This is a genomic window from Parabacteroides acidifaciens (genome assembly GCF_003363715.1).
Lineage (GTDB): Bacteria > Bacteroidota > Bacteroidia > Bacteroidales > Tannerellaceae > Parabacteroides > Parabacteroides acidifaciens.
In genome coordinates, this window is sequence record NZ_QREV01000010.1 from 1 (window position 1) to 25,604 (window position 25,604).

General features: G+C 49.0%; 20 protein-coding genes and 2 pseudogenes. 9 read left to right on the top strand and 13 right to left on the bottom strand.

The window, feature by feature from the left end; genetic code table 11:
* Positions 1-317 precede the first annotated feature (317 nt).
* From DWU89_RS06080 to DWU89_RS06095, 4 genes and pseudogenes are all read left to right on the top strand, one after another.
* Positions 318-623 (top strand): helix-turn-helix domain-containing protein, encoded by a 306-nt coding sequence (locus DWU89_RS06080; protein WP_115498751.1) that lies wholly within the window; start codon positions 318-320, stop codon positions 621-623.
* Between the two features lie 25 nt (positions 624-648).
* A complete protein-coding gene (locus tag DWU89_RS06085; protein ID WP_115498752.1) occupies positions 649-990 on the top strand; it encodes a type II toxin-antitoxin system RelE/ParE family toxin in 342 nt (113 codons plus the stop codon).
* 74 nt (positions 991-1,064) lie between these two features.
* Positions 1,065-2,210: a glycerate kinase family protein gene (locus DWU89_RS06090; RefSeq protein WP_115498753.1), complete on the top strand. Its 1,146-nt coding sequence runs from the start codon at positions 1,065-1,067 to the stop codon at positions 2,208-2,210.
* A gap of 37 nt (positions 2,211-2,247) precedes the next feature.
* Positions 2,248-2,382: pseudogene (locus DWU89_RS06095) on the top strand (pyridoxamine 5'-phosphate oxidase family protein); the annotation flags it as partial.
* Between the two features lie 13 nt (positions 2,383-2,395).
* Here DWU89_RS06095 and DWU89_RS06100 read toward each other — a convergent pair.
* The 7 genes from DWU89_RS06100 to rbsK form a co-directional block, all read right to left on the bottom strand.
* Positions 2,396-3,328: a glycosyltransferase family 2 protein gene (locus DWU89_RS06100; RefSeq protein ID WP_115498845.1), complete on the bottom strand. Its 933-nt coding sequence runs from the start codon at positions 3,326-3,328 to the stop codon at positions 2,396-2,398.
* A gap of 6 nt (positions 3,329-3,334) precedes the next feature.
* Positions 3,335-3,718 (bottom strand): GtrA family protein, encoded by a 384-nt coding sequence (locus DWU89_RS06105; RefSeq protein WP_115498754.1) that lies wholly within the window; start codon positions 3,716-3,718, stop codon positions 3,335-3,337.
* Positions 3,690-4,448 carry a hypothetical protein gene (locus DWU89_RS06110; RefSeq protein ID WP_115498755.1) on the bottom strand — a complete coding sequence of 253 codons (759 nt, stop codon included), beginning with the start codon at positions 4,446-4,448 and terminating at the stop codon, positions 3,690-3,692. Before DWU89_RS06110 ends, DWU89_RS06105 begins: the two co-directional genes overlap by 29 nt.
* A gap of 105 nt (positions 4,449-4,553) precedes the next feature.
* Positions 4,554-5,555, bottom strand: coding sequence for a GRP family sugar transporter (locus tag DWU89_RS06115; protein ID WP_115498756.1), 1,002 nt, complete (start codon positions 5,553-5,555; stop codon positions 4,554-4,556).
* Between the two features lie 7 nt (positions 5,556-5,562).
* The gene (locus DWU89_RS06120; protein ID WP_115498757.1) at positions 5,563-6,579 is read right to left on the bottom strand and encodes a nucleoside hydrolase; all 1,017 of its coding nucleotides are present in this window, start codon (positions 6,577-6,579) and stop codon (positions 5,563-5,565) included.
* A gap of 11 nt (positions 6,580-6,590) precedes the next feature.
* Positions 6,591-8,144 carry an ADP-ribosylglycohydrolase family protein gene (locus tag DWU89_RS06125; RefSeq protein WP_115498758.1) on the bottom strand — a complete coding sequence of 518 codons (1,554 nt, stop codon included), beginning with the start codon at positions 8,142-8,144 and terminating at the stop codon, positions 6,591-6,593.
* Positions 8,145-8,164: 20 nt separating this feature from the next.
* Entirely contained in the window at positions 8,165-9,094 is a 930-nt protein-coding gene (gene rbsK / locus DWU89_RS06130; protein WP_115498759.1) for a ribokinase, read from the bottom strand.
* Positions 9,095-9,258: 164 nt separating this feature from the next.
* On the opposite strand from rbsK, the gene DWU89_RS06135 reads away from it, so the two are divergent.
* Positions 9,259-10,797 (top strand): hypothetical protein, encoded by a 1,539-nt coding sequence (locus DWU89_RS06135; protein WP_115498760.1) that lies wholly within the window; start codon positions 9,259-9,261, stop codon positions 10,795-10,797.
* A 28-nt stretch (positions 10,798-10,825) separates the two neighbouring features.
* Here the strand turns inward: DWU89_RS06135 and gluP are convergent, their stop codons facing one another.
* Positions 10,826-12,037 (bottom strand): glucose/galactose MFS transporter, encoded by a 1,212-nt coding sequence (gene gluP, locus DWU89_RS06140; RefSeq protein ID WP_115498761.1) that lies wholly within the window; start codon positions 12,035-12,037, stop codon positions 10,826-10,828.
* Positions 12,038-12,226: 189 nt separating this feature from the next.
* Between gluP and DWU89_RS06145 the strand changes: the two genes are divergently transcribed.
* Entirely contained in the window at positions 12,227-13,579 is a 1,353-nt protein-coding gene (locus DWU89_RS06145; protein ID WP_115498762.1) for an MATE family efflux transporter, read from the top strand.
* On the opposite strand, the gene DWU89_RS06150 is transcribed toward DWU89_RS06145, so the two are convergent.
* Positions 13,580-13,981 carry an FKBP-type peptidyl-prolyl cis-trans isomerase gene (locus DWU89_RS06150; RefSeq protein ID WP_115498763.1) on the bottom strand — a complete coding sequence of 134 codons (402 nt, stop codon included), beginning with the start codon at positions 13,979-13,981 and terminating at the stop codon, positions 13,580-13,582.
* A 983-nt stretch (positions 13,982-14,964) separates the two neighbouring features.
* Here DWU89_RS06150 and DWU89_RS06160 point away from each other — a divergent pair.
* Genes DWU89_RS06160 through DWU89_RS06170 form a run of 3 tightly spaced genes read left to right on the top strand, consistent with a single transcriptional unit; the run spans position 14,965 to position 20,660 of the window.
* A complete protein-coding gene (locus DWU89_RS06160; protein ID WP_115498765.1) occupies positions 14,965-16,368 on the top strand; it encodes an efflux transporter outer membrane subunit in 1,404 nt (467 codons plus the stop codon).
* Between the two features lie 50 nt (positions 16,369-16,418).
* Positions 16,419-17,537 carry an efflux RND transporter periplasmic adaptor subunit gene (locus DWU89_RS06165; RefSeq protein ID WP_115498766.1) on the top strand — a complete coding sequence of 373 codons (1,119 nt, stop codon included), beginning with the start codon at positions 16,419-16,421 and terminating at the stop codon, positions 17,535-17,537.
* 6 nt (positions 17,538-17,543) lie between these two features.
* On the top strand, positions 17,544-20,660 hold the full coding sequence (locus tag DWU89_RS06170; RefSeq protein WP_115498767.1) for an efflux RND transporter permease subunit: 3,117 nt from the start codon (positions 17,544-17,546) through the stop codon (positions 20,658-20,660).
* Between the two features lie 77 nt (positions 20,661-20,737).
* Here the strand turns inward: DWU89_RS06170 and rhuM are convergent.
* The 4 genes and pseudogenes from rhuM to DWU89_RS06200 form a co-directional block, all read right to left on the bottom strand.
* Positions 20,738-21,339 (bottom strand): annotated as a pseudogene (gene rhuM, locus DWU89_RS20865) (RhuM family protein).
* 314 nt (positions 21,340-21,653) lie between these two features.
* Positions 21,654-22,391 (bottom strand): tyrosine-protein phosphatase, encoded by a 738-nt coding sequence (locus DWU89_RS06190; RefSeq protein WP_115498769.1) that lies wholly within the window; start codon positions 22,389-22,391, stop codon positions 21,654-21,656.
* A 2-nt stretch (positions 22,392-22,393) separates the two neighbouring features.
* Entirely contained in the window at positions 22,394-24,754 is a 2,361-nt protein-coding gene (locus DWU89_RS06195; protein ID WP_115498770.1) for a GumC family protein, read from the bottom strand.
* A 12-nt stretch (positions 24,755-24,766) separates the two neighbouring features.
* On the bottom strand, positions 24,767-25,567 hold the full coding sequence (locus DWU89_RS06200) for a polysaccharide biosynthesis/export family protein (protein WP_244205865.1): 801 nt from the start codon (positions 25,565-25,567) through the stop codon (positions 24,767-24,769).
* Between the last annotated feature and the right edge of the window lie 37 nt (positions 25,568-25,604).

The following is a 25,604-nucleotide window of genomic DNA, read 5'->3' on the forward strand; positions in this document are numbered from 1 at the left end:
CGGATCTGTCATGAGACAAATGTAAGCATTGTAAGGAAAATCTAAAAGAACGACCCCCAAGAAATATCGGGTGAGCCGGAAAGCAATTGTCAGTGTAGTTAAAAGCAATTTATTTCGCATTCAAAAATAATTGTTTTTATAGTTACAGACAATTGTTTTCCTTTCCGGATATCTATTCCTGGCATTAGCTGGTGGCCGGCAAAGACCTTTCTGAGAAAAAAAGAAATGATTATAAACCATATAATATATTCACTATTGGTTATGTCACAAATTATAAATACTTTTGTCTCAGAGATAAAAACAATAAAGAATTGACTATGACAACTTATTTACAACCAAACAACTGCCAAAGTTGGGACGAAGTACAAGATGAACTCTTTGGTGCTACCGGAACTCCTCTACGCGAACAACTTGAGAAGGAAAGCGAATTTTTTCGTATTAGCGAACGATTGAAACTGGCCAGAAAAGAAGCAGGGTTAACTCAACAGGAACTTGCCGAAAAGGTCGGTTTGAAACGAAGTGATCTTTCTCTTATAGAAAATGGAAAGATTGACGTCGGGATTACAACACTATTCGATTTATTCAGGGCCTTAGGCAAAAAACTTAGTTTTACCATTTTATAGCAACAAAGAAAAACAAACTGAAACTATGGAAAATATACGTAATATCTTCTTTTATGGCAATTACGCTAAAGAGTTTATCAAGGAACAGCGCTTCCCTATACAAAAGAAAATAAAGTTTGTGTTCGATTTAATACGTTATGAATCACGTGTATCCAAACAATTCCTAAAACATATAGAAGGGGCTAAAGGACTATATGAAATACGCATAGAAGCGGATAGGGATATCGTCCGTATCTTCTGCTGTTTTGACGAGGGTCAACTTATTGTTTTGTTTAATGGATTTCAAAAGAAAACCCGTAAAACACCAACTAAGGAAATACAAAAGGCTCTTTTGCTAATGGAGGAATATTTCACAAATAAAAGATAACATTGAAAACATTCCACAAACTTTAGATATATTTGAACACTCAAGTTATCTGATACTTAAATAAGACGGAAGAAATGAATAAAGTAGTAATAGCTATGGACTCCTTCAAAGGTTGCCTGACCACTGAAGAGGCCGGGAAAGCGGCGGAGGCAGGAATAAAGGCGGTCTTTCGGGATTGTGAAACACTTCTTTTCCCTATCGCCGACGGAGGCGAAGGTATGTTGGATGTACTTCTTTCCACGACAAACGGGACGTACGAAAGCCTGACGGTACACGGTCCTCTGATGGACCCCGTAGAAGGCAGATACGGCCTCTCGGGGGACGGACGGACAGCTTTGATCGAGATGGCGACAGTCAGCGGACTGCCACTCGTGCCGCGGGAGAAAAGAAACCCGATGCTAACTACGACCTACGGGACAGGCGAACTGATCCTCGATGCACTCCGGCGAGGTTGCCGCAAGTTCATTGTCGGTATCGGAGGCAGTGCAACCAACGATGCCGGACTGGGAATGCTGCAAGCGTTAGGATTCCGCTTTCTGGACAGGGATGGTAATCCGTTGGGAATAGGTGGAAGGATTATGTCGGAAGTGGCAGCCATAGATACGTCTGCTGTTCATCCGGCCTTAAAAGAGGCACATTTCACAATTGCCTGCGACGTGGAGAATCCTTTCTGCGGTCCTGATGGGGCGGCTTATATCTTCGCCCCTCAAAAAGGGGCTGATTCCGATATGGTGAAAGAACTGGACGCCGGTATGCGTTCTCTTGCACAAGTCATCCGGTCAGTAACAGGCAAAGAGATTGCCGATTACCCCGGAGCCGGAGCAGCCGGAGGCATGGGCGGCGGTTTCCTCGCATTCCTGAATGCCGAATTGAAGCCGGGTATCCGCCTGATGCTCGAAGCACTGGATTTTGAAGAAAAGGTAAAAGGGGCCGATCTGGTTATCACCGGTGAAGGACGGGTAGACGGGCAAACGGCCATGGGGAAAGTCCCTTCCGGTATCCTGAAAGAGGCACAGAAACAGAATATTCCCGTCATCGTGATAGCCGGAAGCATAGAAGATACGGAAAAGATGAACCGGGCAGGTTTCCAGGGAGTATTCTCTATCACGCCAGGCCCGATCTCATTAGAAAAAGCGATGCAACCGGAGTTTGCCAAAGCAAACATCCGCCGGACAGTCAGCCAAGTCTGCGCGGCGATCCGTCCGTTTATTACCCGATAAAATAAGATTTACATAATCACTTATAAAGAATGAAAATATGAAAGAAATCAAAGAGAAGGCTGAACAGATGCTACAGCAGTGTGAGGTAGTCACCATCGCATCCATTAACGAGAACGGTTATCCCCGTCCTGTTCCCATGAGCAAAATCAAATCGGAAGGCTATTCAACGGTTTAAGCCTCCTTGTTTAGAAGTTCATCTTCTCATCGATGATATATTCCGGACGTGCTTTGATTTCATCAAACAGGATTCCGACGTATTGTCCTAACACCCCGACTGTCAGCAATTGGACGCCACCAAAGAAAATGACGGAAGTCATGATGGATGTCCAGCCTGTTTCGGCTTTGCTGAAACCGTATATCTTGCCTAAGGTAAACCAGATTGCCAATACGATACCGACCAGCACGGCTATAAATCCCAGGCTCGTAGCCAGTCGCAGCGGCTTCTTGGAGAAATAGAGCATGGCAGTCGTGGCAAACTTCCACATCTTGCTAAACGGGTATTTCGTCTCGCCGGCAATACGCGCCTCACGCTCGTAATAAAAGGGAACTTGCTTAAAACCCACCCAGCTGATCAGCCCGCGAATATATTTACCCCGCTCCTGGAAACGGTCGAACTGGTCCATCACTTTACGGTCTATCATACGGAAATCGCCCGTATCCAAAGGGAAGCTGACATCACTCATATAGTTGAGCATACGATAAAAGGCTTTCGCTGTAATTTTCTTAAAAAGCCCCTCACCTTCCCTCGACTTGCGGACACAATAGACCACGTTAGCCTCTTCCTTCTCTTGCAAAGCCAGGATATCGGAGATCAGTTCAGGAGGGTCTTGCATATCGGCATCCAGGATAACAGCCAGGTCGGCATCACAATTATTGATGCCTGCCGTCACTGCCGGCTGGTGGCCGAAGTTGCGGGAGAAATGGATCACTTTCACCTGCGGATCGGTTGCTGCAATCTCGTTCAGCATCACACGCGTGCGATCCCGGCTACCGTCGTTGATGTAAATAATTTCCGTTTGAACCGGAAGCTGTCTCAACGCTTCCCGTGTACGCCGGTACGATTCGGCAATAACCAATTCCTCGTTATAACAGGGAACTATAACCGCAAGTTTCTTCATCTGCATTTAAGCCTTAAACGTATAGAACTTATTCATTATAAAATTAATCACCGTATAGAAAGCCATTGCTATCAACTGGTTATAATACGGATCGATCGGCAGGCAGGGATTCAGGACATACACTAACAATCCCAACTGCAGCAAATAGCACACTCCGAACACTACGCCAAAACGGACGGCACTGCCGATCCATCCTGCCGAGCTCCGGAATGTCCATTGCTTATTCCATATAAAACTATTTAATACGCCTGCCACATAACCGACTACGTTCGAGACTACATCCGAACACCCGAACAACTTCATCATAACCCAGATGACAACGGCGGTTATTACCGTATTACTTACTCCAACTATGCCATATTTAATGGCTTGCTTGACTGTTTCCTCCATTCTTCTTTATAATCTCGTCCACTTCCTCCGCCGACAATTCCTTCACATTTGTGATTGTGAAGACATCGGAAAGGAAGTTTCCATACTGGTTACATTCGCCGATCACCAGATCAAGCGTCAACTTGATATCAGTCCGGACCGGAATCAGAAAAACCAGCTCCAAATAATTCTCATTGATTGTCAACCGTTCGATCTCACAGTCCGCTTTCCCGAGGGAATACGGAAACTCACGTTCGATCACTGTCCGCTGATAATCCTGAAACGGCTTCAGTTCATTCGCCAGGATCAGGACATAAAAACGTAACTTCTCTCCTTTTCCACCCAAACCGGTGGAGATATAAACCTGCTTCTCGTCAGACAGTTCGGACTCCAACGCGATACGGCTCTCCATTAACGCCATATAAGCCCAATCCGCCACATCCGGATCAGGGGCCTGCGCATATTCTTCCAGGATCCGGTAAGCTTTCACCTTACGGGAAGTAGCCAGCATGGACAATACATATCTCTTATGTTCCGTAGACGATTCGGGATCATCCAGACTATTTTCGAAAATGGTAAAATCCATATTCGAGATATCCGGCTTGTCTTTATCTTTCCTGATCTTCTCAGAATATTTAAAATATTCCATCTGCCGTTCTACCGGTACACGCTGTTCTAATATATGGAAATGTCCGTCAATCCTACTAAAAGAGTCCCGGAACTTCTTGAAAATGTCATTATCCTCTTTCATAAGCCTACTTTTTAGTTTTGTACATATCCATTAAACAAGAAACTAAGACAAATGTAAGGCTTTTTCCCGATAAATAACTATCGGGAAGGTAAAAACGGGATATTATTATGCTCCGGCATAGATCAAAAATCCTAAACCGATCACAAACAGGACAAACATTCCGGCATTCAGATAGTCCGACGAACGCGGAGCTCCCTTAAACTCATGCCAGATCAAAATCCCCCACAAAGCAGAGACTAAGGTTGCCCCCTGTCCCAAACCGTAAGAGATGGCAGCTCCTGCCTTTTCGGATGCGATCATACTGAAAGACTGCCCGATACACCAGATTACACCGCCCAACATACCGACAAGGTGCGTTTTGGCATTTCCTTTGAAATAACCGGAGATGGATACCGGAGCGCCTTCCACCGGACGTTTCATCGCTATCGTATTGAACAGGAAATTACTGATAAACACACCCAGGGAGAAGATAAAGACTGCCGTATAGGGAGTCAGCTTGCCCGGAGCCGGATTGGCAAAATTCCCCAGGTCCATCGAAGCGGCAACGAAACGGTAGAAGAAAGCCATGATTACACCTGCGGCAACAGAAATGAAGATACCCTTTCCGGAAACCTTCTTCGAGCCGACCAATGCTTTTTTATAGGCCAGCCCGTTCAGGAGGATGGCAACAGTGATCAATGCCACGCCGATAAAGATATACATCGGTTCACCTTTGGCCGCCCCGAAATAGTTGACCAATACGCCCAACACTAATGCCAACCCGATCCCTACCGGGAAAGCGACCGACATCCCGCATATCGCAATAGCCGCCGACAAGAGGATATTGGCAGCATTAAAAACGATACCCCCCAGGAAAGCGCTTCCCAGCGAGCCCATATCGGCTTGTGCCAGATTGGGCAAGAAGCTCTGTCCTTCAGTGCCGATGCTTCCTAACGTAAAGGCGGACAATATGGAAAAGAGCAAAACTCCGATCACATAATCCCAGTAAAAGAACTCATACCGCCACGTTCTGGAAGCCAGCTTCTGCGTATTTCCCCACGATCCCCAACAGAGCATTGTTACAACGCAGAACAGGATCGCCAACGAATAATCTTGTACTATAAACATAATATTCTTATTTTGAAACAGGTTGATGCATCATGTAATTCTCGATCAAAGCCGCCATTTCCGTCGGCGGCACTTTCTCTATCAGGCGAAGGTCCCTGCCTCTCTCGTCCGGTGTCCAGCTATTCGTTCCTTCATCGTCCACGACACGGAAAGTTCCGCGCTCTACATTGTAATAGGGTTCATATCCTTTGATAGCAACCAATACAGCCGTAAGGTCCCAACTCATCCGCCCATCCGGATCACCTTCGGCAAAACAGAGGGAATAGGCCTCTTTCACCGGGCTGTTCTCCACATTCATCTGAACGAGCTTCTTTCCGGTAAGGATCACATTCCCGATCTTCCAGCCACTGAATACGATTTCCGTAGGCCACTGTTCTGCCACTACACGGGAAGACGGGACATCACAATAAACATTAAACTCTTTCCCTTCCGGAAAGAAACCAGCCATCGAAACCAAACGTTTCACCTTCTTAGCCACCAACTCGCGGCCGGAAAGAGGACTGTATTCGTCACCCTGCGAGAGCAAAAGATCTTTCAGGTTTGTGAAAAAGCCGATCGTACAAACCACGACACTGTTATCGGGCTGTGCACTCAAAATCCGGCGATACACCTTCACTGCATCGGGAGCATCCGATGTTTTAGCTGTCTTATGCGGATAGTTGGCGGGAAGCGCTTCCGTCCATTTAACCTTATGCCAGGTAGTCAAGGAGGCGCCCCCTTCACTTTTCGGAGCTCCGACAGGGATATCCGGCCGCTTGAAATAGGTATTCAACACTTCGATACAAGGCACGACATTCTCATCCTTATTGGAAGAAACAGTCGCCAGAATATTCACCTGCCCGCTATCGGCCAGCGCATGCATCAGGGCCATTGCCCCTACATCGTCATAATCCGGTCCCAGGTCGGTATCCAGTATCAGGTTGACAGGTTGTGCAGCCGGCTCTTCTGCGGTTGTTGCCGCCGGCTTACCGGTACAGGCAGCCAATAGTGCGGCCAAACAGATAAAAAGAATTGATTTCTTCATGGTATTATAATTTATTGATGAACAACTTGAAGAGGCGCATCAGAATAGACCAATGCCTCATTAAAATGAACGGAAGCATCCGGTGCCGGATTCAGCCATTTGAATGTAAAGATATGCTTTCCTTTGGGAATCTGATATTTCCAGAACAAATCATTTCTGCGGGTTCTGGAAGCGGCAGGCAGATTAGCCGTTTCGACACATTCGCCGTCCATATACATTTCGACGCGGGCAACATAACGCTCATCGGCAGCCCGTACATATCCTTTGAATACGATTCCTGTTCCGTCGAGCACAATCTCCCCGACATCGGTTACTTGTTTATTCACACGAATGAGATTTTGGGGAAATAATCCTTCAAACGCTTTCTCATAACGCACCGGAACTGGCGATTGACAAGCAATCGTGACCTCTTTTTCCCCTACCTTTCCACCATTCCGTTCGATCATCTGCAAGGCCTGCTTGAATGACATCTCATAAGTCCGGTTCAGCGATATATCCGTATAGGCAAAATTCAAATCCTCCACCTCCTTGAGATTCGTCAGCCAGTATTCCGGAATCCCGCTATAGCCCAGGACAGTTCCTAAGATACCGGCTGCCGAAGCAGGATTACAGTCCGAGTCCTGGCCGCAACGGGTGGCAATATCCATTGTCTTGAAGAAATCACCCTCGCCATACAACAGCCCGATCAGGATATAAGCACTGTTAATAACAGCATCGATATTAAACGGGACAAAGACGCCATCCGGACAACCGATATCCTCACTCCATTTCTTTTCGCATTCAAACCAGGTACGTTTCCAATCGTCCGGAAATTCTGCATGCCAACGGATCACATCGCTCATGCATTCGTAGTAACGGCTTTGTTCCGGTATCGTTTTCAGTGCTTCCGTCACAATAAATCCGATATCGTCCGACACGAAGGCAAGCGAATACATAGCACCGACATATACGCCGCCATACCAGCCGTCCCCATAATTCATGATATGTCCGATCTTGTCGGATATTTCGGAAGCCGCATTCGGCATTCCCGGCGACATCAGACCGGAATAGTCCGCCTCTATCTGGTAATCCAGATCGTCTGCATGAGGATTATTCAACCAATGCCCGGAAGCGGGCGGCATGATTCCCTGCAGAATATTATAACGGGCCGACTGGTTCGCATGCCAGAGAGGATAGCCGGCTGTTGCAAAAGCCATTGCAAACGAATCGACCGGAGCATCCAGTCCTAACCGGTCGAAGACATCGACAAACGTCAGGTCCATATAAACATCGTCATACAACCCGGGCGAGTTCTCATACCACCACTTGATATAGCCATCCGCCCAAGGAATCGGGACATACTCCTGGATCATCGTCCCGTTATACCTGAACTCTGTCGGTCCGCCATAGGTACAACCGATCGTTTGTCCGGCCCAACCGCCTTTTATCTTATCCAATAATCTTTCCCGGCTGATTGTAAATGTTTCGGGAAGAGTTGCCGCTTTTTGTCCGGCCGGTTGCTGCGAACAAGAGATCGCTCCCCCTATCAAAACAACAGCCAACATTTGTAATATTGCCTTTTTCATAATAACAAATAAGATTTATATTAACCGAAAATATCCACTTCATTCCGATAAGGTGCCGATGATTGCGCCCCTACACGTGTCACCGATATAGCCGAAGCCTTACAGGCAAAACGGGCAGCTTCCTTCAGGTCGCGCCATTCGGAAAGGGCTACGGTCAAGGCTCCGTTAAACACATCGCCGGCTGCCGTCGTATCGACAGCCTCCACTTTCCAAGCCGGGACAATCTCAGACTTTCCGTCACAGTAGATAAGCGCTCCTTTCGATCCGAGTGTAATGATCACGTTCTGCACTCCCATCCCGGAAAGGACACGGGCGGCTTCACAGGCGGAAGACTCGTCTGTTATCTTCACGCCGGAAATCATTTCCGCTTCCGTCTCATTCGGTGTGATCAAGTATAAACGGCGAAGCAGTTCGGCTGATAACGGATGAGCGGGAGCCGGATTCAGGATCACCTTCTTTCCCTTCTCCCAAGCCAGATCGGCGACATAACAGACTGTCTCCATCGGGATCTCCAACTGCATCAAAACCAGATCGGCCTGCTCGATGGCCTCCTCCGCCCTGGCCAAATCGGAGGGCATCAGGTTGGCATTCGCTCCGGAGGCAACGACAATACAATTTTCGGCCTTCTCGTCCACCGTGATCAGCGCCACACCGGAAGGATGCTCGGAATCTGAAAATATATAAGAAGTATTGATACCCTCCTCCTCGAAAAGCTGTTGCGACTGATGGCCGAATATATCACTTCCGGTCTTGCAGATAAAAGTAACCGGACCACCCAGGCGTGCAATGGCAACTGCCTGGTTTGCCCCTTTCCCACCGGGATTCATGAAGAAGGTTCCGCCTAAAATCGTCTCGCCCGGCCGGGGCAGATGTGCGGCTTTTATGACCATATCGGTATTGCTGCTACCGACCACCAGTATTTGTTGCCTGATTGACTGTGTTGTATCCATGCCTGTATCTCGTATTAAATATAATTGTCTACAATGAAGCGTTACAAATATAATCGTATATCTTTTCTCTTTTTCTGCATAATTCTTTTGTAAAGATAAACCCAAATCTTACTTTTGCAAAAGAAGTTTGCAAGAATAAAACTCATATACAAGCAGATAAGTTCATGAAACAAGCCACAAAACTCAACCAGATCATTCTACTGATCCAATCGCTCTCCAAAGCGGAAAAACGGTATATCCGGCTCTGCTCCAATCTGCAAAACGGGGATAAGAACTATATGATCCTGTATGATCTGATATGTGAAGGCATCTCTCCCGACCAGATATTCGAGAAATTCTGCGACGAAGTAAATGAAAAAAGCTTCGAGATGGCAGCCAAACATCTCTACCAGGTATTGTTGGACAGCCTTGTGCAATTGCGTGAAAAGCAGGATATACAGACAGCCATTTTCAATTACATCACCAAAGCCGGTATCTTGTTTGAACGCGAACTATTCGACAATGCGTTTGACGAATTAGATAAGGCCCGGAAGCTGGCTGTCACGTATGAAAACGACCCGCTGCTTCTATTGATCCGCCGTACGGAGCTGAAATATATGAGTGCACTCGGCTTTGAAGGTATCAGCGAGAAAGAGTTGGTAAATAAACAGATGCAGATTAACGACGTGATGAAATACGCCCGCAACACCAACCTCCACCTGCAATTATATGACATTCTGAAACACCGCATCACTTACAAAGGATATGCCCGTTCCGACAAGCAGAAAGAAGACCTGAACGATCTTGTTTTAAGTGAACTAAACCTGGTTGCCAACCATTCCTACCAGGGATTCGAGGCTCGTAAGCTTCACTTGCTGTTCCAGGCAACCTATTACCTGAACACGGGAAACTACAAATCCGCCATCCGCTTCTATCAGGAATTGATCACCCTGTTTGAAGCCAACCGCCATCTGATTCTCAACCCGCCGATCTACTATCTCAGCGCCATCGAAGGGGTACTGGATAGCCTGCACGTCGCCGGATTATATCAGGAAATGCCTTTCTTCCTGTCCAAACTCGAAGAAATCAGCACAGGCGACTATCCGTCGGAATTTCTGATAGAAGTGCAAGCCCGCCTCTATTTGTATAGACTTTCAAGCTTGCTCAATACAGGACAATTCGAAGCGGCTTCAGATCTCACAGAAGAGAACAACGAACTTGTATCAAAAAAAGCCACGACAGCGGGACCGGAAACACAATTGCGGCTGGCCCTTTATTCCGCCATCCTCCATCTTTGCCTGGGAGAACCGGCAAAAGCCCGTAAGAGCATGAAAAAGATATTCGGCTCCGGCAAATCATTCCACACATTGCCCTCTTATAAAACAGCCCGTCTTGTCAATCTGCTGATACAGGCGGAATCGGGCAATTATGACTTTTTTGCAAACGAAATCAACTCCATCAAACGCAATATCCGCTACGAGAAACAAACATACAGAACCGAAAAACTCCTGTTCCGTTTCCTGATGGCCCATCCGTTGCCCGTCTATAAAAAAGACAGGGAAAAACTTTGGCAGCAATACCGGAAAGAGATCACACTAATCCGACAAGACAAATATGAAAAACAACTCCTTAAAACATTCGATTTTACAGCCTGGGTCGAAAGCCGATTAACCGGCACACCTCTCCGGGAGATACTGACCGGCACAAAAAAAGGGGCCGTGTAAGCCCCTTCATCTATTTATTATTATCAGGTCAAACCCGAATCTTATGCCCGCTCAACGCGTAATAGAAAATCATCAGATAAGCCGGGAAGCAGATCCAGTAAGCCTGTTGCAAGTCGCCGAACACATCAGCCAACCAACCGAACAGTAACGGGAAGATAGCGCCACCCACGATAGCCATCACCAACAGCGAAGAACCCGTCTTGGTGAACTTGCCCAGGTCTTTCATGGCAAGCGGCCACAAAGCCGGCCACATCAACGAATTGGCAAGACCCAACAGGGCGACGAACCAGATGGAAACATGAACCGGAAGGAATACGACCAGCAAAGAACTTATCACACCTATTATAGCACAGATAAACATAGCCTTTTCCTGTGAGAGATATTTCGGAATAAAGAATACGCCGACCAGATAACCGGCCACCATACCGATCACCGTATAAGAAGTATATATCTGCGGGTCGGCCAGACCTATCGATTTGGCATAGTCCACGATACTTGCCATTGCCAACGTCTCAACGCCCACATAACACAGCAAAGACACCAGACCTAACAGCAGGTGCGGGAACTGCCAGATACTTGTCTTTGTGGAGGCATAGGAAGAAGAAGCTTCCTCATCACTCTCGTCCTCCCCTTCCGCTTTCACTTCGGGCAGCGGGACAAAAGCAACCAAAACGCCCAACAAGACAAAAATACCGGAGATAAAGTAGAACGGCAACTTAATGTCATCCAACTGCACATCGCCCAGATTCAGGAATACGCCCAGGAAAATAGGGGCGATCGCCCAAGCCGCCTTATTGGCAATCCCCATCATGCTCATACGGGTAGCAGCGCTTTCCAGCGGTCCGAGAATTGTAATATAGGGATTTACAGCCGCCTGCAACATCGTATTACCGATACCGCTTACGAACGAAGCCAACAGGAACATGGCAAAACTCTGGTTCTCAGCAGACGGGATAAACAGATACAGGCCGACAGCAAAAAACAGAAACGAAAGAATCATCGTCTTCTTATACCCGATCGCCTTGATAATAAGCCCGCAGGGATAACCGAAGATAACAAATGTAGAGAAAGTAGCGGCCAGAACCAGATAGGATTCAGCGGTAGTCAAATCCAATGCCGTACGCAGGAACGGAATAATCAATCCGTTAATACCTAAAGCGAAGCCGATCATAAAGAACAGTACGCCAATTACAACCAAAGGGAATAAATACCCTTTTGAAGCAGAGTTTGTGTTTTTCATGTTTATTTGTTTTTACGTTTATAAATTATTCTCCGCAAATGTACTGATATTTTTGGATTCTATCGTCATATATTTTATAATCCGGCATTGAAACCTTTTTCTTCTTATAAAACTAAAAAATACACTTATCTAAACAACATTTCCACCTTTTCCCTATATTTGCACCCAAATTGTTTAGGGATCAAATTTATGGCAACTACTACTAAAGAAATGACGGCGGGAGCTCCCCTTCCGCTTATTCTCAATTTTACCTTCCCACTGTTGCTTGGAAATATATTGCAACAAACCTATTCGCTTGTCGATGCCGCTATCGTTGGAAAATTCTTAGGGATTAACGACTTGGCTGCAATCGGGGCAAGTACGTCGGTCGTGTTCCTGATACTGGGATTCTGTAACGGGTGTTGTTGCGGGTTCGGGATTCCGGTTGCACAGAAGTTCGGGGCGAGGGATTACAAGACAATGAGGCGTTATGTGGCGGTCAGCCTGCAACTGGCAACCCTGATGTCTGTCGTTATTGCTATTCTGACAAGTATCTACTGTGCAGACATTCTGCGTAATATGCGGACGCCGGATACTATTTTCCGCGGAGCCTATCTTTACCTGTTGGTGACGTTTATCGGAGTACCCTGTACGTTCTTCTACAACCTGCTATCGAGTATCATACGTGCACTTGGAGACAGCAAAACGCCATTCTGGTTCCTTCTTTTCTCGACCGTATTGAATATCGTGCTCGACCTCTTCTGTATCCTCGTACTGGGATGGGGCGTGTTGGGTGCGGGAATTGCAACCGTTGTGTCACAAGGCGTATCGGCCTTGCTATGTTACTTCTATATGTACCGGCATTTCCCGATTCTAAGAGGGACTCCCGAAGATCGGAAATTCCGCCTGCCATTGGCAAAGAACTTACTGTATATAGGCGTCCCGATGGGGCTCCAATTCTCGATTACGGCTATCGGCAGTATCATGTTGCAAAGTGCCAACAACGCACTGGGAACCGCCTGTGTAGCCGCCTTTACCGCCGCCATGCGAATCAAGATGTTCTTTATCTGTCCTTTTGAAAGCCTGGGTATCGCGATGGCGACCTATGCGGGACAAAACTACGGGGCGGGTAAGCCGGAACGTATCTGGCAGGGCATCAAAGCCAGCTCCCTGATGATGATGCTCTATGCCGTGGTTACTTTCATCATATTAATGTGGGCTTCCGACAAGATTTCCCTGCTGTTCGTAGATGCTTCGGAGACGGAAATACTGGAAAACACGGTCTTGTTCCTCCATGCCTCCTGCTATTTTTTCCCGATTTTAGGATTGCTTTGTATCCTGCGCTACACCATACAAGGAGCGGGCTACACCAATCTCGCCATGCTTTCCGGCGTGTCCGAGATGATAGCTCGCGGACTGGTCAGTGTCTTTGCCGTACCGGTATTCGGGTTCCTTGCCGTCTGCTTCGGTGACCCGACAGCTTGGGTCGCTGCCGACCTGTTTCTGGTTCCAGCGTTCATCTATGTCTACCGCAGGTTGAAAAAGACGGTACGGAGCGCCTGATCAGGCAATGCCCAGTAGCTCAACTTCAAAGACCAGCGTAGAGAAACCGGGGATCGGACCGGATGCACGTGTGCCGTATCCAAGCGTATAAGGAATATAGATCATCCAACGGTCCCCTACATGCATGTGCCGAAGGGCTTCCTGCCAGCCTTCGATCACCTGGTTCAGCCGGAAAGCCTCCGGATATCCTCGTTTCCAGGAGTTGTCGAACTCACGTCCGTTAATCAACGTGCCGCGATAATGGACGGAAACTACATCACTCAACCCCGGCGAAACCATACCGGAACCTTTCTCTATTTCTTTATATAACACGCCGCAAGGAAGTTTCATAACTCCCGCCTGTCCGGCCATCTCATCCATAAACAGCAAATTCTGTTCCTTATATTCTTCTTTCTTTCCCATTCGAATTTCATTTAATTCATGGGCAAAGATACATAAGTATTCGGAATGAACTGCGCACCGCATTTTATCTATAGTCTGCTGAAACGAAATGGTTCATAAATTGGCATATTTGAAACAAACAGACCTCGTAGGGGCGGTTCGCGAACCGCCCAAAGCCCTATAAGGGCGATACATTGTGACACTGGATGTTACCGGTGCCGCCCTTACAGGGCTAAGAGGGGGAGGGAGACATTTTCCTTAACCCAAGGCTCACGCCTTGGGCTGAGATCTGCCGGGCTTACAGCCCTAAGACAACGTCGCTATTTGGGCGGTTCGCGAACCGCCCCTACGGGGCCGTTATCCACATCCTGTTAAATCATCATTTACAGGCTCATTATTTCTTAAATGCGATCCCTTATAACTTTCAACTATCCCGGGGGGCTTATTGTATAAAACGTATTTTTCAGGCCCGAAAGACATCCGAAACAAAACAAATGTTAATGGCTTTTTTTGACCTCAAAAAGGAACTTTTTCACCTTTTTAGAGCGTTTCCAGCATTTACGACCGTCCTAATTGGAAAGATGACCGTTTTAAGGGCAAAAAAGCACCTAAATTTCCTTGGGATATTTGGAACCGCCGTCCGTTTTATTTTCAAATATTCGATTCTCCGGGAGTTAAGGTTTATCACTTTGTCGGCATTTATGCCTTCCGGTAATCAAAAAGAATGCATTTCAGAACGGGCTGCGCACCTCACCCCACCAGGAGGGGATAAACCATGAAAAGAGTCAAACCAAAATCGATCAAGATTTCGGACGAAATAGAAAAACAGTCAAAACAGGGGGTTATTGTAATTCATCTGGTTTGCAGGAGGTCCATTATTTGCCAGTATTAAAACAACCCGACAAGGAAGGAAGGGAGGCTAAAATAAACAGAAAGAAATAAAAAGAGACAAACAATTCTACCATAAGTCTGTTCTTTAATGGCTAAATCTAAACAAAAAAGTTATGCACATACGTACATGGTGTTATGCTATGCTCTCCCTGATTTTGCCTATGACGGTACAGGCACAAGGGGAACACAAATACCTGGATCACGCATTGCCGGAGGCGTGGCAGGAAGACGACAGTAATTTCCAACAGACATTACCGGTAGACGACCAGTGGTGGAAGAACTTCAACGACCCCGTACTGGATTCGCTGATCGAAGTGGCCGTCCGGCAAAACTACTCCGTACTGATGGCGGCAGACCGCATTGCAATGGCTAAGGCGAACCTGCGCATCCAACAAGGCAGCTACTCGCCCACCCTCGGGTTTTCGGCAGGCTGGACCCGCCAGCAAACCAGCGGTAACACCGGCAGCCTGCCGCGAACAACAACCCAATACAGCGATGCCACCCTCTCGATGAACTGGGAGATCGACGTATTCGGCAGTATCCGTAACCGTGTAAAGGCACAGAAGGAAAACTTCGCCGCCTCGAAAGAGGACTATAATGCCGTGATGGTGTCCCTCTGTGCACAGGTAGCCTCCGCCTACATCAACCTGCGGGAACTGCAACAGGAAGTGGAGGTTGTGAAAAAGAACTGCCAATCACAACTTGCCGTCGTCAAGATCACGGAAAAACGGTATGAGACAGGGCTTGTCTCCAAGCTCGACGTAGCACAGGCCCTATCCGTCTACTACGACACGAAAGCCTCCCTTCCGATGCTGGAAGCCGGGATTATCCAATACACAAACGCATTAGGCGTATTGATGGGACTCTACCCTCAGGATGCCCGTAAGATCATGGAGACACAGAAACCGTTGCCGGAGTATGTCGAGATGGTCGGTATCGGCATTCCGGCCAACCTGCTGCTCCGCCGTCCGGATATCCGGTCAGCCGAACGGCTGGTGAATGCACAGGCTGCCTCCCTCGGAGCATCCAAATCCGATTGGTGGCCAAAGGTATTTGTAAACGGTTCGGTAGGGTTCGCATCGCACGATTTGGATAAACTGGCGAACCACAATAGCCTCACGTACGAGATCGCCCCGTCCATCTCCTGGAGCTTCTTCCAAGGAGGTAAACTGGCACAGGCCACACGGCTTGCCAAAGCCCAACTCGACGAGTCGATCCGACAGTTCAACCAGGATGTGCTGACAGCCGTCCAGGAAGTGGACAATGCGATGAACGCCTACAAAAACTCGATCCGGCAGATCGTTGCCCTCCGGGAAGTGGTCAACCAGGGAAAGCAAACCCTGGAACTCTCCCTCGACCTCTATAAACAGGGGTTGACTCCTTTCCAGAACGTGCTGGACGCCCAACGCTCCCTCCTTTCCTACGAGAACGAGTTGACACAGGCGAAAGGATCTTCCCTTCTTAGCCTGATACAGCTTTATCAGGCGTTAGGGGGAGGTTGGGGAATTGAAGAATAGTTGAAAGTTGAGAGTTGAAAGTTGAAAGTTAAGAATTAAAAAATAAGAAGATGAAGACGTATTTTAGAATAGGGATTGTGGGGCTGCTGGCAGTGGTGATGCTGGCAGGCTGCAAGGAGAAGAAACAGCAGACGGAAACGCCGGCGCCTTCGATCAGCGTGGCGATGCCGGTTGTAAAAGATATAACCTTGACGAAGGATTATCCGGGCTATCTGAGTTCGGACAGGATGGTCAACCTTGTTGCACGTGTAAACGGATATCTGCAATCGTCCGAGCTTGTGCCGGGTGCCAAAGTGAAAAAAGGCGACCTGATATTCGTGATCGAGCCGGAGGTCTACCAGAATAATGTCACACAGGCGGAAGCCGCCCTCAACACGGCTAAAGCCCAAGTGGATTATGCCCGAAGTAACTACGAACGCATGAAAGAAGCCGCCAAAAGCGGTGCCGTCAGCCAGATACAGGTCTTGCAGGCACAGTCGACAGCCGCCGAGATGGAAGCCTCCGTACGTAACGCCGAAGCCGCCCTGAAAACGGCCCGGACCAACCTGGGCTATTGCTTCATACGGGCTCCTTACGACGGACGCGTCACACGGGCAAGCTATGACGTAGGCAACTATATCAACGGAGCCGTCCAGCCCGTCACACTGGCCACCTTATATAAAGACGACCTGATGTATGCCAACTTCAACATCGAAGACAACCAGTTCATGCGCATGAAGCTGATTGCCGCACAGAACGATCCCAGTATCAAGATGCCGACCCATGTCACCATACGCGCCGGACAGGACGGACGCCAGACCTACACCGGTACGCTGGACTACCTCTCCCCCAACATCGACCTCTCGACCGGGACGCTGAACATCCGTGCCAACCTGAAGAACGAAGACGGCGAACTGAAGAGCGGCCTCTACGTCACCATCACACTGCCTTACAGCGAACAGAAAGATGCCGTCCTGGTGCGCGACGCCTCCATCGGTACCGACCAGTTAGGGAAATTCCTGTATATCGTCAACGACTCGAACATCGTACGCTATCGCCACATCGAAGCCGGACAGTTGGTGAACGACACGCTCCGGCAGATCGTCAGCGGCATCCGCCCGGATGAACGCTATGTGACAACAGCCCTGCTGAAAGTAAGGGACGGTATGAGTATTAAGCCTATAAAATAAAAAGCTATGGTAAAATTCTTCATCAACAGACCCATATTCGCTACCGTCCTCGCCCTCATCCTGGTGGTAGCCGGATTGGTCACGCTACATATATTGCCAATCGCACAATATCCGGAGATCACACCGCCTACCGTACAAGTCTCGGCCGTCTATCCGGGTGCGGATGCGGAAACGGTCGCACAGACTGTCGGACTGCCCATCGAACAGCAGGTGAACGGTGTGGACGGCATGCTATACATGAGTTCCAATTCATCCAGCTCGGGAGCCTATTCGCTGACCATCACGTTTGCCGTCGGGACAGACATCGACATGGCAACCGTCATGGTACAAAACCGTGTCAGCATCGCACAAAGCAGCTTGCCGGAGGCGGTGATCGTTCAGGGCATCACGACTAAGAAACAATCGTCGAACATCGTCATGATGCTGACTTTAAGCTCCAAGAATCCCATCTACAACGGGCTTTACCTCAGCAACTACGCCAACCTCAACATGACCGACGAACTGACCCGCCTGCCGGGTGTAGGCTCCGTCAGTGTCATGGGTGCAGGCAGCTACAGCATGCGCGTCTGGCTCGACCCTGACGCCATGCGTATCCGGAACCTGACTCCCGATATGATCTTCCAGGCCATCTCGACACAGAACACACAGGTCTCCGCCGGCTATGTCGGGCAACCGATCGCCAAAGCGGACAACCCCTTCCAATACACGCTGACCGTAAAAGGACGCCTCACGACACCGGAAGAGTTCGGCAACATCATCCTCCGCACCGAAGAGGGTGGCAAGATCCTACGGCTGAAAGACGTCGCCCATATCGAACTGGGCAGCTCTTCCTATAACGTCACCTCCAGCCTGAAAGGCCATTCGAGTGCAGCCATCGCCATCTACCAGCTACCCGGCTCCAACTCGCTCGAAGTGGCCAAAGGGGTGCGCGACAAGATGAAACAGCTGGCCGCCAACCTGCCGGAAGACGTCACCTATGATGTAACCTTGGACACGACACAGGTCATCAACGCTTCCATCGACGAGGTGCTCGTCACCTTCCTCGAAACGACCGCGCTTGTGATTCTCGTGATCTTCCTTTTCCTGCAAAACTTCCGGGCGGTCATCATCCCCTGTATCACCATTCCCGTCTCCCTGATCGGGACGTTGGCGGTGATGTCTGCATTGGGATTCTCGATCAATACGCTGACACTTTTCGGGTTGATCCTCGCGATAGCGATTGTGGTGGACGATGCGATCGTGGTGGTGGAGAACTCGTCGCGCCTGATGGACACGGGGAAATACACCGCTCGCGAGGCGGTGACGGAGGCTATGGGTGAAATCGTCGGCCCGATTGTCGGTGTCGTGTTAGTACTGCTGGCGGTGTTTATCCCGACCACTTTCATTGGCGGCATCTCCGGACAGCTGTACAAACAATTCGCACTGACCATTGCAGCAGCCACCGTCCTGAGCGGATTCAACTCGCTTACGCTCACACCCGCCCTCTGCGCCCTGTTCCTGCAAGCCAACAAAGAGCCGAAGTTCTTCGTGTTCAAAGCATTCAACAAGGTATTCGGCAAGACGCAGAGCCTCTATGACGACATTGTCGGCCGTATGCTGAAACATCCGGTTGTCACCATGTTAGTGTTCGGTGTCATAACCGCCGTGGCTATCGTCATGTTTATGCGCTGGCCGACCACCTTCATCCCTGAAGAGGACGACGGCTACTTCCTTGTATCCGCTCAGCTCCCTCCGGCTGCCAGCCTGAACCGTACGGAAGCGGTCGGGAAAAAGATAGACAAGATACTCGACAGCTACCCGGAGGTCAAGACCTATATTGGGGTAAACGGTTTCTCCATCATGGGCGGCGGCGAACTCTCCAATGCCGGTACCTATTTTGTAATCCTGAAGAACTGGGACGAGCGGAAAGGCAAGGCGCATACAGCCTCGGCCGTCGTCAACCGCTTCAACCGCGAAGCCTATGGCATCGAGGAAGCCCAGATATTCGCAATGGTTCCCCCTGCTATCCCCGGACTGGGTGCTTCGGGCGGTTTGCAGCTGCAATTGGAAGACCGTAAGAACCTCGGTCCGACAGAGATGCAACATGCCATCGAGACCCTTCAGCAGACCTACCACAGCAAGCCGCAGTTGCTCAGCCTCTCGAGCATGTACCAGGCGAACGTCCCCCAGTATAAACTGGAGATCGACCGCGACAAGGTGCAGCTGTCAGGCCTCCAGCTCAACCAGGTATTCTCTACGTTGAGCTACTACATGGGAGCCGCCTACGTCAACGACTTCGTTGAGTTCGGACGCATCTACCAGGTCAAGATCGAGGCTAACGGAGAGGCACAGAAGGTCATAGACGATGTCATGCACCTGAGCCTCGAGAACAATGCGGGAAAAATGGTTCCCTTCTCTGCTTTCACCGAAGTGAAAGACCAGTTGGGGCTGGACCAGATCAACCTCTATAATATGTATAAGTCCGCCTCCATCACCTGCATCGCCAACCCGGAATACAGCTCCGGTGAAGCGATACAGGCCATGGAAGAGCTGGTACAGGAACAGTTGGGTGATAATTTCGGATACGAATGGACCTCCGTCGCCTACCAGGAGACGAAAGCCGGTTCTACGACGATGCTCGTCTTTGCCATGGCGCTGTTGGTCGCCTTCCTGGTCCTTTCCGCCCAGTATGAAAGCTGGACAAGCCCGATTGCCGCCATTTTAGGACTGCCGATCGCCCTGTTGGGTGCGATCCTGGGCTGTTTCGTGATGGGTGTCCCGGTCAGTATCTATACGCAGATCGGTATCATCCTCCTGATCGCCCTCTCGGCCAAGAACGGTATCCTGATCGTCGAGTTCGCCCGCGACTACCACAAAGCCGGCAATCCGATACGCGAATCGGCCCTCGAAGCCGGCCACGTCCGCTTGCGCCCGATCTTGATGACCTCGTTCGCCTTCGTGCTGGGTGTCATGCCTCTGCTGTTCGCTACGGGAGCCGGAGCGGGAAGCCGTCTGTCATTAGGTGCAGCCGTCGTATTCGGTATGGCGGTCAACACTATCTTTGCAACGATGTTCATCCCGAGCTTCTATGAGCTGATGCAAGATTTCCAGGAAAAGGTGTTGGACAGGTTCAGCCGGAAATAAAAGTGAAATTAACAAAGGTGTCTGACAAGAGTTCGTGCTCTTGTCAGACACCTTTGTTATATTTTCAACAGTTTGACTTATTTTTCTGTATTATCAAAATCAAGTAGATTACCCGTATTATATCTGTCAAAATCAGACTGAAACAATCGGTCTTGAATGATACGATATTTCTCAAATTCACTTTCAGCGAATGCTTTGGCAACTTGTGCGGAGACTGTGCCTATATTGTTAAGTAGGTCATACTCATTAAACTGTAAAAATGCGTCTAACTTCTTTGCCCAATCTTCCATTGACATAGGGATATGTCGCTCAGCTTGTTCTTCCGCATAATCCAAATACATTGAAACGATTCTGTCCAAACGAAGAAGTTCTCGTAACGTCAGAATGCTGTAGCTCGTTTGCTGTTTATACGATAACCTACGGCAATAATAGCATCAAGGTTATAATGCTTGGTATTATAGTTTTTCCCATCGAAAGCAGTTACCGAGAAAGACTCGGTAACTGAAATTTCATCTAACTCACCTTCTTTAAAAATGTTTTTCAAATGCAGCCCTATATTATCCGTAGAACAATCAAAGAGTGTGGCCATCAGTTTTTGACTCAACCAAATCGTATCTCCTTGTAACCGCACCTCAATGCCATCGCAGCTACCTTTTTGCGTCAATTCCTTTCCCAATATAAAACAAGTCTATCCAGGTATTGAAATTACCTATTTGACAAGTGTTTAATAACATCTTACTTTTACACCACAGTCAAAAACAATATCTGTAGACAGGCAGTTTTATTTTAAAGGATAAAGTGAAGCTGAAAGAATACGCAGACAGTAGGTCCGCGCGGTCAGGTCTTATTGCAAGATCCCTGGCTGATCGAAAAACTCGCACACTTGTTGAAAGAGACGCGCTGACAGTAGCTATTTGAGTAAAACAGAAAGGGGAACCTCACGGCCCCCCTTTCCCAAAACTCACTATTAAAACCTTGCTTAAAAAGCAAAGATTACTTATGAAAAAAAATTACGTCATTATTTTTCAGTAATATCCTTAACGCCTCCTGCTCGGAATCAGAGAGAGACAGATGCTCCAACCCCCGCCGATACTTCCCCAAATTATGAAAATCGGAACCGGCAAAATCATAGAGACCGTTCTTCAACAGATAGCGAGACTTATCAAGAGCCTGCTTCCCATAGAAACCTGCCAGTGACAGGATATTCAACTGGAACTTATACCCGCGCTCTTTCAGCGATACGTACTTCTCGTGCTCCATATAGATATACCGTTCAGGATGTGCGATAAGAGGCGTATATCCGCTCACAGTCAAGTCATACAACATCCCGTCCAACTCCGGGGGAGCCGACAGGTAAGAAGTCTCGACCAGCACCAACCTCTCGTCACCCATCGTTAGATACCCGTCTTTCTGATGGGAAGCAAACCCCGCATCCAGCATATACTCCGCCGCCAACTTCACCTGAATGCCCGGAGGAAGCATCTCCTGCAGCATCGCGAACCTTTCCGACAGGAAAGAGCGGTTGTTCATGGGCAAATCTTCCATCACATGGGGAGTCAGGTAAAAAGAAGCCACCCCCATATCGGACAAGGCGCGAAAAGCGGCCATCGCCTCCTCTTCCGTCTGTACACCGTCGTCCACACCGGGAAGCAGATGGCAGTGCACATCCGCCATCCCTTCCAATAATCCGGTCTGAAGGATATTTTTCTTCCGGCTAAAAAGTGAAAACATTCCTATTCCTTATTTCCGTAACCATATCCATACCCGTAACCATACCCATAGCCATATCCGTAACCGATACGTTTATAATTGACACCGTTCAATATGACACACAGGTTACGCAGTTTCTCCTGCCTGTACATGCGCTCCAGATCCGGCAGCTGGCGGCGGTCGAACAAGCCGGCGCGAATCACATAGATCGTCAGGTCCGCTACCCGGTTGACAATAGCCGCATCCGCCACGACCCCGCTCGGCACGTTATCCAGAATCACATAGTCGTACCGTTCCTTCAGCCCGGCTATCAGCGTTTCCAGACGGTCGCTCAGCAACAGTTCTGCCGGATTGGGCGGTACAGGCCCCGCATGGATAATATCCAGGTTCTCATGGAATTCATTTCTTGAGATGATCTCATCCACATCCGTCACCTTGCCCGAAAGGAAATTCGTCACCCCTTTACCCGAACCAGCCGTATGCGATGTCAAAGTTCCTTTCCGGACATCCAGGTCGACCAGCACCACCTTCTTCTTTGTCAGGGCAAAGCTCATCGCCAGGTTCATCGAAACGAACGTCTTACCCGCACCCGGGTTGAAAGAGGTGAACATCACCACCTTCAGGTCTTTTGCCTTCACACGCATGAAGTCCATGTTCGTCCGGACAATACGGAAGGCTTCCGATACGGAGTCGCGTCCTCCTTCCCGGACCACAATCTCATTCTTATCCTTTTTCTCGCGTGACGGGATCTCGCCAAGGAACGGGATCGTCATACGGCCTTCCAGGTCTTTGCGCGTACGCACCTTCGTATCCATCGTTGCCTGCATCCAGAAGACACCGGCCGGGATCATGCACCCTAATATCAGGGAAGCCAACATCACCATCATCGACTTCGGAGCCACCGGTTTCTTGCTTCCCGACGCCGGGTCGATGATACGCGCATTGCTCTCCGTGATCGCTTGCGAGAGCGCGTTTTCCTCCCGTTTATTCAATAAGTAGAGATAAAGTTCTTCCTTGATTTTCTGTTGCCGCTCGATCGACAGGACCTGCTTTTGCTGTCCCGGCACGGCCGAGATACGGCGAACGTTCTGTTCCTCCCTGCTACGGACATTCTTTATCTGGATGTTCAGGCTTACAATCAGGTTGTCCACCGAACGGACAATCGTCTGTTTCATCGCCTGTATCGAGCTGTTCAGGCTCATGACCACCGGGTTCCGGTTGCTGCTGCTGCTGACCAGGCGGTCCCGTTTCAACAGCAAGGCGTTGTATTCCCCTATCTGCGACTCGACGTTCGAATCCGATATGCCCGTATTGGCCGGTATCAGTTCCGCCTCTTTCGACGGGTCGACCAGGTAACTGCGGATATACCGGGCCAACGTTAGCTGGTTCTCTAAGCTCAATCCCTCGCGGCTGTATTCGCTGCTCTCCTTCAGGTACATGCCTGTTTCCGAAACGATATCCGTCAGTTGGTTTTCCCGTTTGAACGATTCGATATGCGAGTCCACGTTCCCCAACTCCTTTTCGATAATGATCAGACGGTCGTTAATGAAATCCGAGGTGTTGACCGTTATCTGGTTCTTATCGTTTATCACATCCTCGTTATAGATCGCGATCAGGGTATTGACAATATCTTCCGCCCGCTGGATCGATTCGTCCTGCAAAGTCAGGTTGATGATCGTCGCCGTCTTGCTGGCAAGCGCCACCTGCAATATCCGGTTGAAATGCAAGACCGTCTCGTCGAGGTCGCTTTTCGTCACCCGCACCGGCGTCCCGAAATACGCTGTCGTGTAGAACAAGGTAGGCGTCACCACCACGCGGCCGACAGGTGTCTGCACCGTGTCGTTCAACGCTACCGTCACAGCATCCGAGACATCCACTGAATCCGCTTCAAAATCGGACAAGGCCACCTTGCCTTCGTCTATCGCCGTCGCCACCAACCGGAACTGCTGGTTCGGCTCCGCATCCGGGAACTCCAGATGGACCGGGCTTTGCGTATATAGTTCCGTAGTTCTCAATCCCCTTTTCTGCGTATAGCTGATATCCAACTTCAAGCGTTTAACGACATTCTGCATCAGTTGCCTCGACTGGAACACAAGTACCTCGTTATCCACGCTGCTCTTCATGCTAAACATTCCCAGGTCCGAAAAAGCCGATGCCTCGCTCATTGCCCCCGATCCCTTCGTGTCGTCTTTAATCAGGACCGATGCGGTACGTGTGTACTGTTTGGGGGCCCATTGCAAATAGACAAAAGCGGCCGACATACAGACCACTACCGACAAAGCAAACCAATACCAGTTGGCCCGTACGATCTGAATGATATCTCCCAGGTTCAGCTCGTTCTCTTCCTGCTGCTGTAAGTTTTCTAATTCCTGATTAGGTTCCATGCAATTCTTTTGTTATTTAGAGAGTGTTACAATCAATGAGATTACCGACGCCAGGACCGATATACCGGACAGCCATACGCCGACCGAATTATTCTGGTTAATGCCGCTCTGCCCCGCTTTCGCCTTATTGGGCTCTACATACACGATATCGTTCTGCTGCAAGTAATAGCAAGGCGATTTAAAGAGATCGGCCGAACGGAGGTCATGGTAGAGGATCGTCCGCTTTCCGTCTTTCTCGCGTATCACCGCCACCCGGTCACGTTTACCGTAGATGGTCAGGTCGCCCGCCATACTGAGCGCTTCCAACAGCGTGATGCGGTCTCCCGAAATATTGAAACTTCCCGGACGCGCCACTTCCCCCATCACCGATATCTTATAGTTCAGGAACTGCACCGTGACGATCGGGTCCTTGATCAGGTCGCCTTCAATCAGTTTCTCCTTGATCTGGTCGGTCAGCTGCATACGCGTAAGCCCTTCGACATGCATCTTTCCGAGGATCGGGAAATCGATATCCCCGTTCGCATCCACCAGATAGCCCAACACGCGCTGCTGCCCGTTCAAGACGCCTCCCGTCGTACCCAACTGATAAGTCACCATCGGCATATTAAACGGCAAAGCCAACTCCGGCTCCTTACAATTCACCATGATCGACAACAAGTCGTCACTATGGATAATCACCTTGTACTTTTGTTCGATCTCCTGCTGCTTGTACGGTTCCACATCCTGCAGGTACAAGACTTCCTTCGGAGAAGTACAGGCGGTAAACAATACCACCAGGCACAAAAGTGCCTCTTTCAAATACATCTTCATCATAAATCTCTCTTGTTTTAAATCATCATTTAATTATGAA

What these genes read in the sequence shown, in the direction of transcription:
- DWU89_RS06080 (WP_115498751.1), top strand. Translation starts at nt 318, where the DNA reads ATGACAACTTATTTACAACCAAACAACTGCCAAAGTTGGGACGAAGTA.
- DWU89_RS06085 (WP_115498752.1), top strand. Translation starts at nt 649, where the DNA reads ATGGAAAATATACGTAATATCTTCTTTTATGGCAATTACGCTAAAGAG.
- DWU89_RS06090 (WP_115498753.1), top strand. Translation starts at nt 1,065, where the DNA reads ATGAATAAAGTAGTAATAGCTATGGACTCCTTCAAAGGTTGCCTGACC.
- DWU89_RS06100 (WP_115498845.1), bottom strand. Translation starts at nt 3,328, where the DNA reads ATGAAGAAACTTGCGGTTATAGTTCCCTGTTATAACGAGGAATTGGTT.
- DWU89_RS06105 (WP_115498754.1), bottom strand. Translation starts at nt 3,718, where the DNA reads ATGGAGGAAACAGTCAAGCAAGCCATTAAATATGGCATAGTTGGAGTA.
- DWU89_RS06110 (WP_115498755.1), bottom strand. Translation starts at nt 4,448, where the DNA reads ATGAAAGAGGATAATGACATTTTCAAGAAGTTCCGGGACTCTTTTAGT.
- DWU89_RS06115 (WP_115498756.1), bottom strand. Translation starts at nt 5,555, where the DNA reads ATGTTTATAGTACAAGATTATTCGTTGGCGATCCTGTTCTGCGTTGTA.
- DWU89_RS06120 (WP_115498757.1), bottom strand. Translation starts at nt 6,579, where the DNA reads ATGAAGAAATCAATTCTTTTTATCTGTTTGGCCGCACTATTGGCTGCC.
- DWU89_RS06125 (WP_115498758.1), bottom strand. Translation starts at nt 8,144, where the DNA reads ATGAAAAAGGCAATATTACAAATGTTGGCTGTTGTTTTGATAGGGGGA.
- rbsK (WP_115498759.1), bottom strand. Translation starts at nt 9,094, where the DNA reads ATGGATACAACACAGTCAATCAGGCAACAAATACTGGTGGTCGGTAGC.
- DWU89_RS06135 (WP_115498760.1), top strand. Translation starts at nt 9,259, where the DNA reads ATGAAACAAGCCACAAAACTCAACCAGATCATTCTACTGATCCAATCG.
- gluP (WP_115498761.1), bottom strand. Translation starts at nt 12,037, where the DNA reads ATGAAAAACACAAACTCTGCTTCAAAAGGGTATTTATTCCCTTTGGTT.
- DWU89_RS06145 (WP_115498762.1), top strand. Translation starts at nt 12,227, where the DNA reads ATGGCAACTACTACTAAAGAAATGACGGCGGGAGCTCCCCTTCCGCTT.
- DWU89_RS06150 (WP_115498763.1), bottom strand. Translation starts at nt 13,981, where the DNA reads ATGGGAAAGAAAGAAGAATATAAGGAACAGAATTTGCTGTTTATGGAT.
- DWU89_RS06160 (WP_115498765.1), top strand. Translation starts at nt 14,965, where the DNA reads ATGCACATACGTACATGGTGTTATGCTATGCTCTCCCTGATTTTGCCT.
- DWU89_RS06165 (WP_115498766.1), top strand. Translation starts at nt 16,419, where the DNA reads ATGAAGACGTATTTTAGAATAGGGATTGTGGGGCTGCTGGCAGTGGTG.
- DWU89_RS06170 (WP_115498767.1), top strand. Translation starts at nt 17,544, where the DNA reads ATGGTAAAATTCTTCATCAACAGACCCATATTCGCTACCGTCCTCGCC.
- DWU89_RS06190 (WP_115498769.1), bottom strand. Translation starts at nt 22,391, where the DNA reads ATGTTTTCACTTTTTAGCCGGAAGAAAAATATCCTTCAGACCGGATTA.
- DWU89_RS06195 (WP_115498770.1), bottom strand. Translation starts at nt 24,754, where the DNA reads ATGGAACCTAATCAGGAATTAGAAAACTTACAGCAGCAGGAAGAGAAC.
- DWU89_RS06200 (WP_244205865.1), bottom strand. Translation starts at nt 25,567, where the DNA reads ATGATGAAGATGTATTTGAAAGAGGCACTTTTGTGCCTGGTGGTATTG.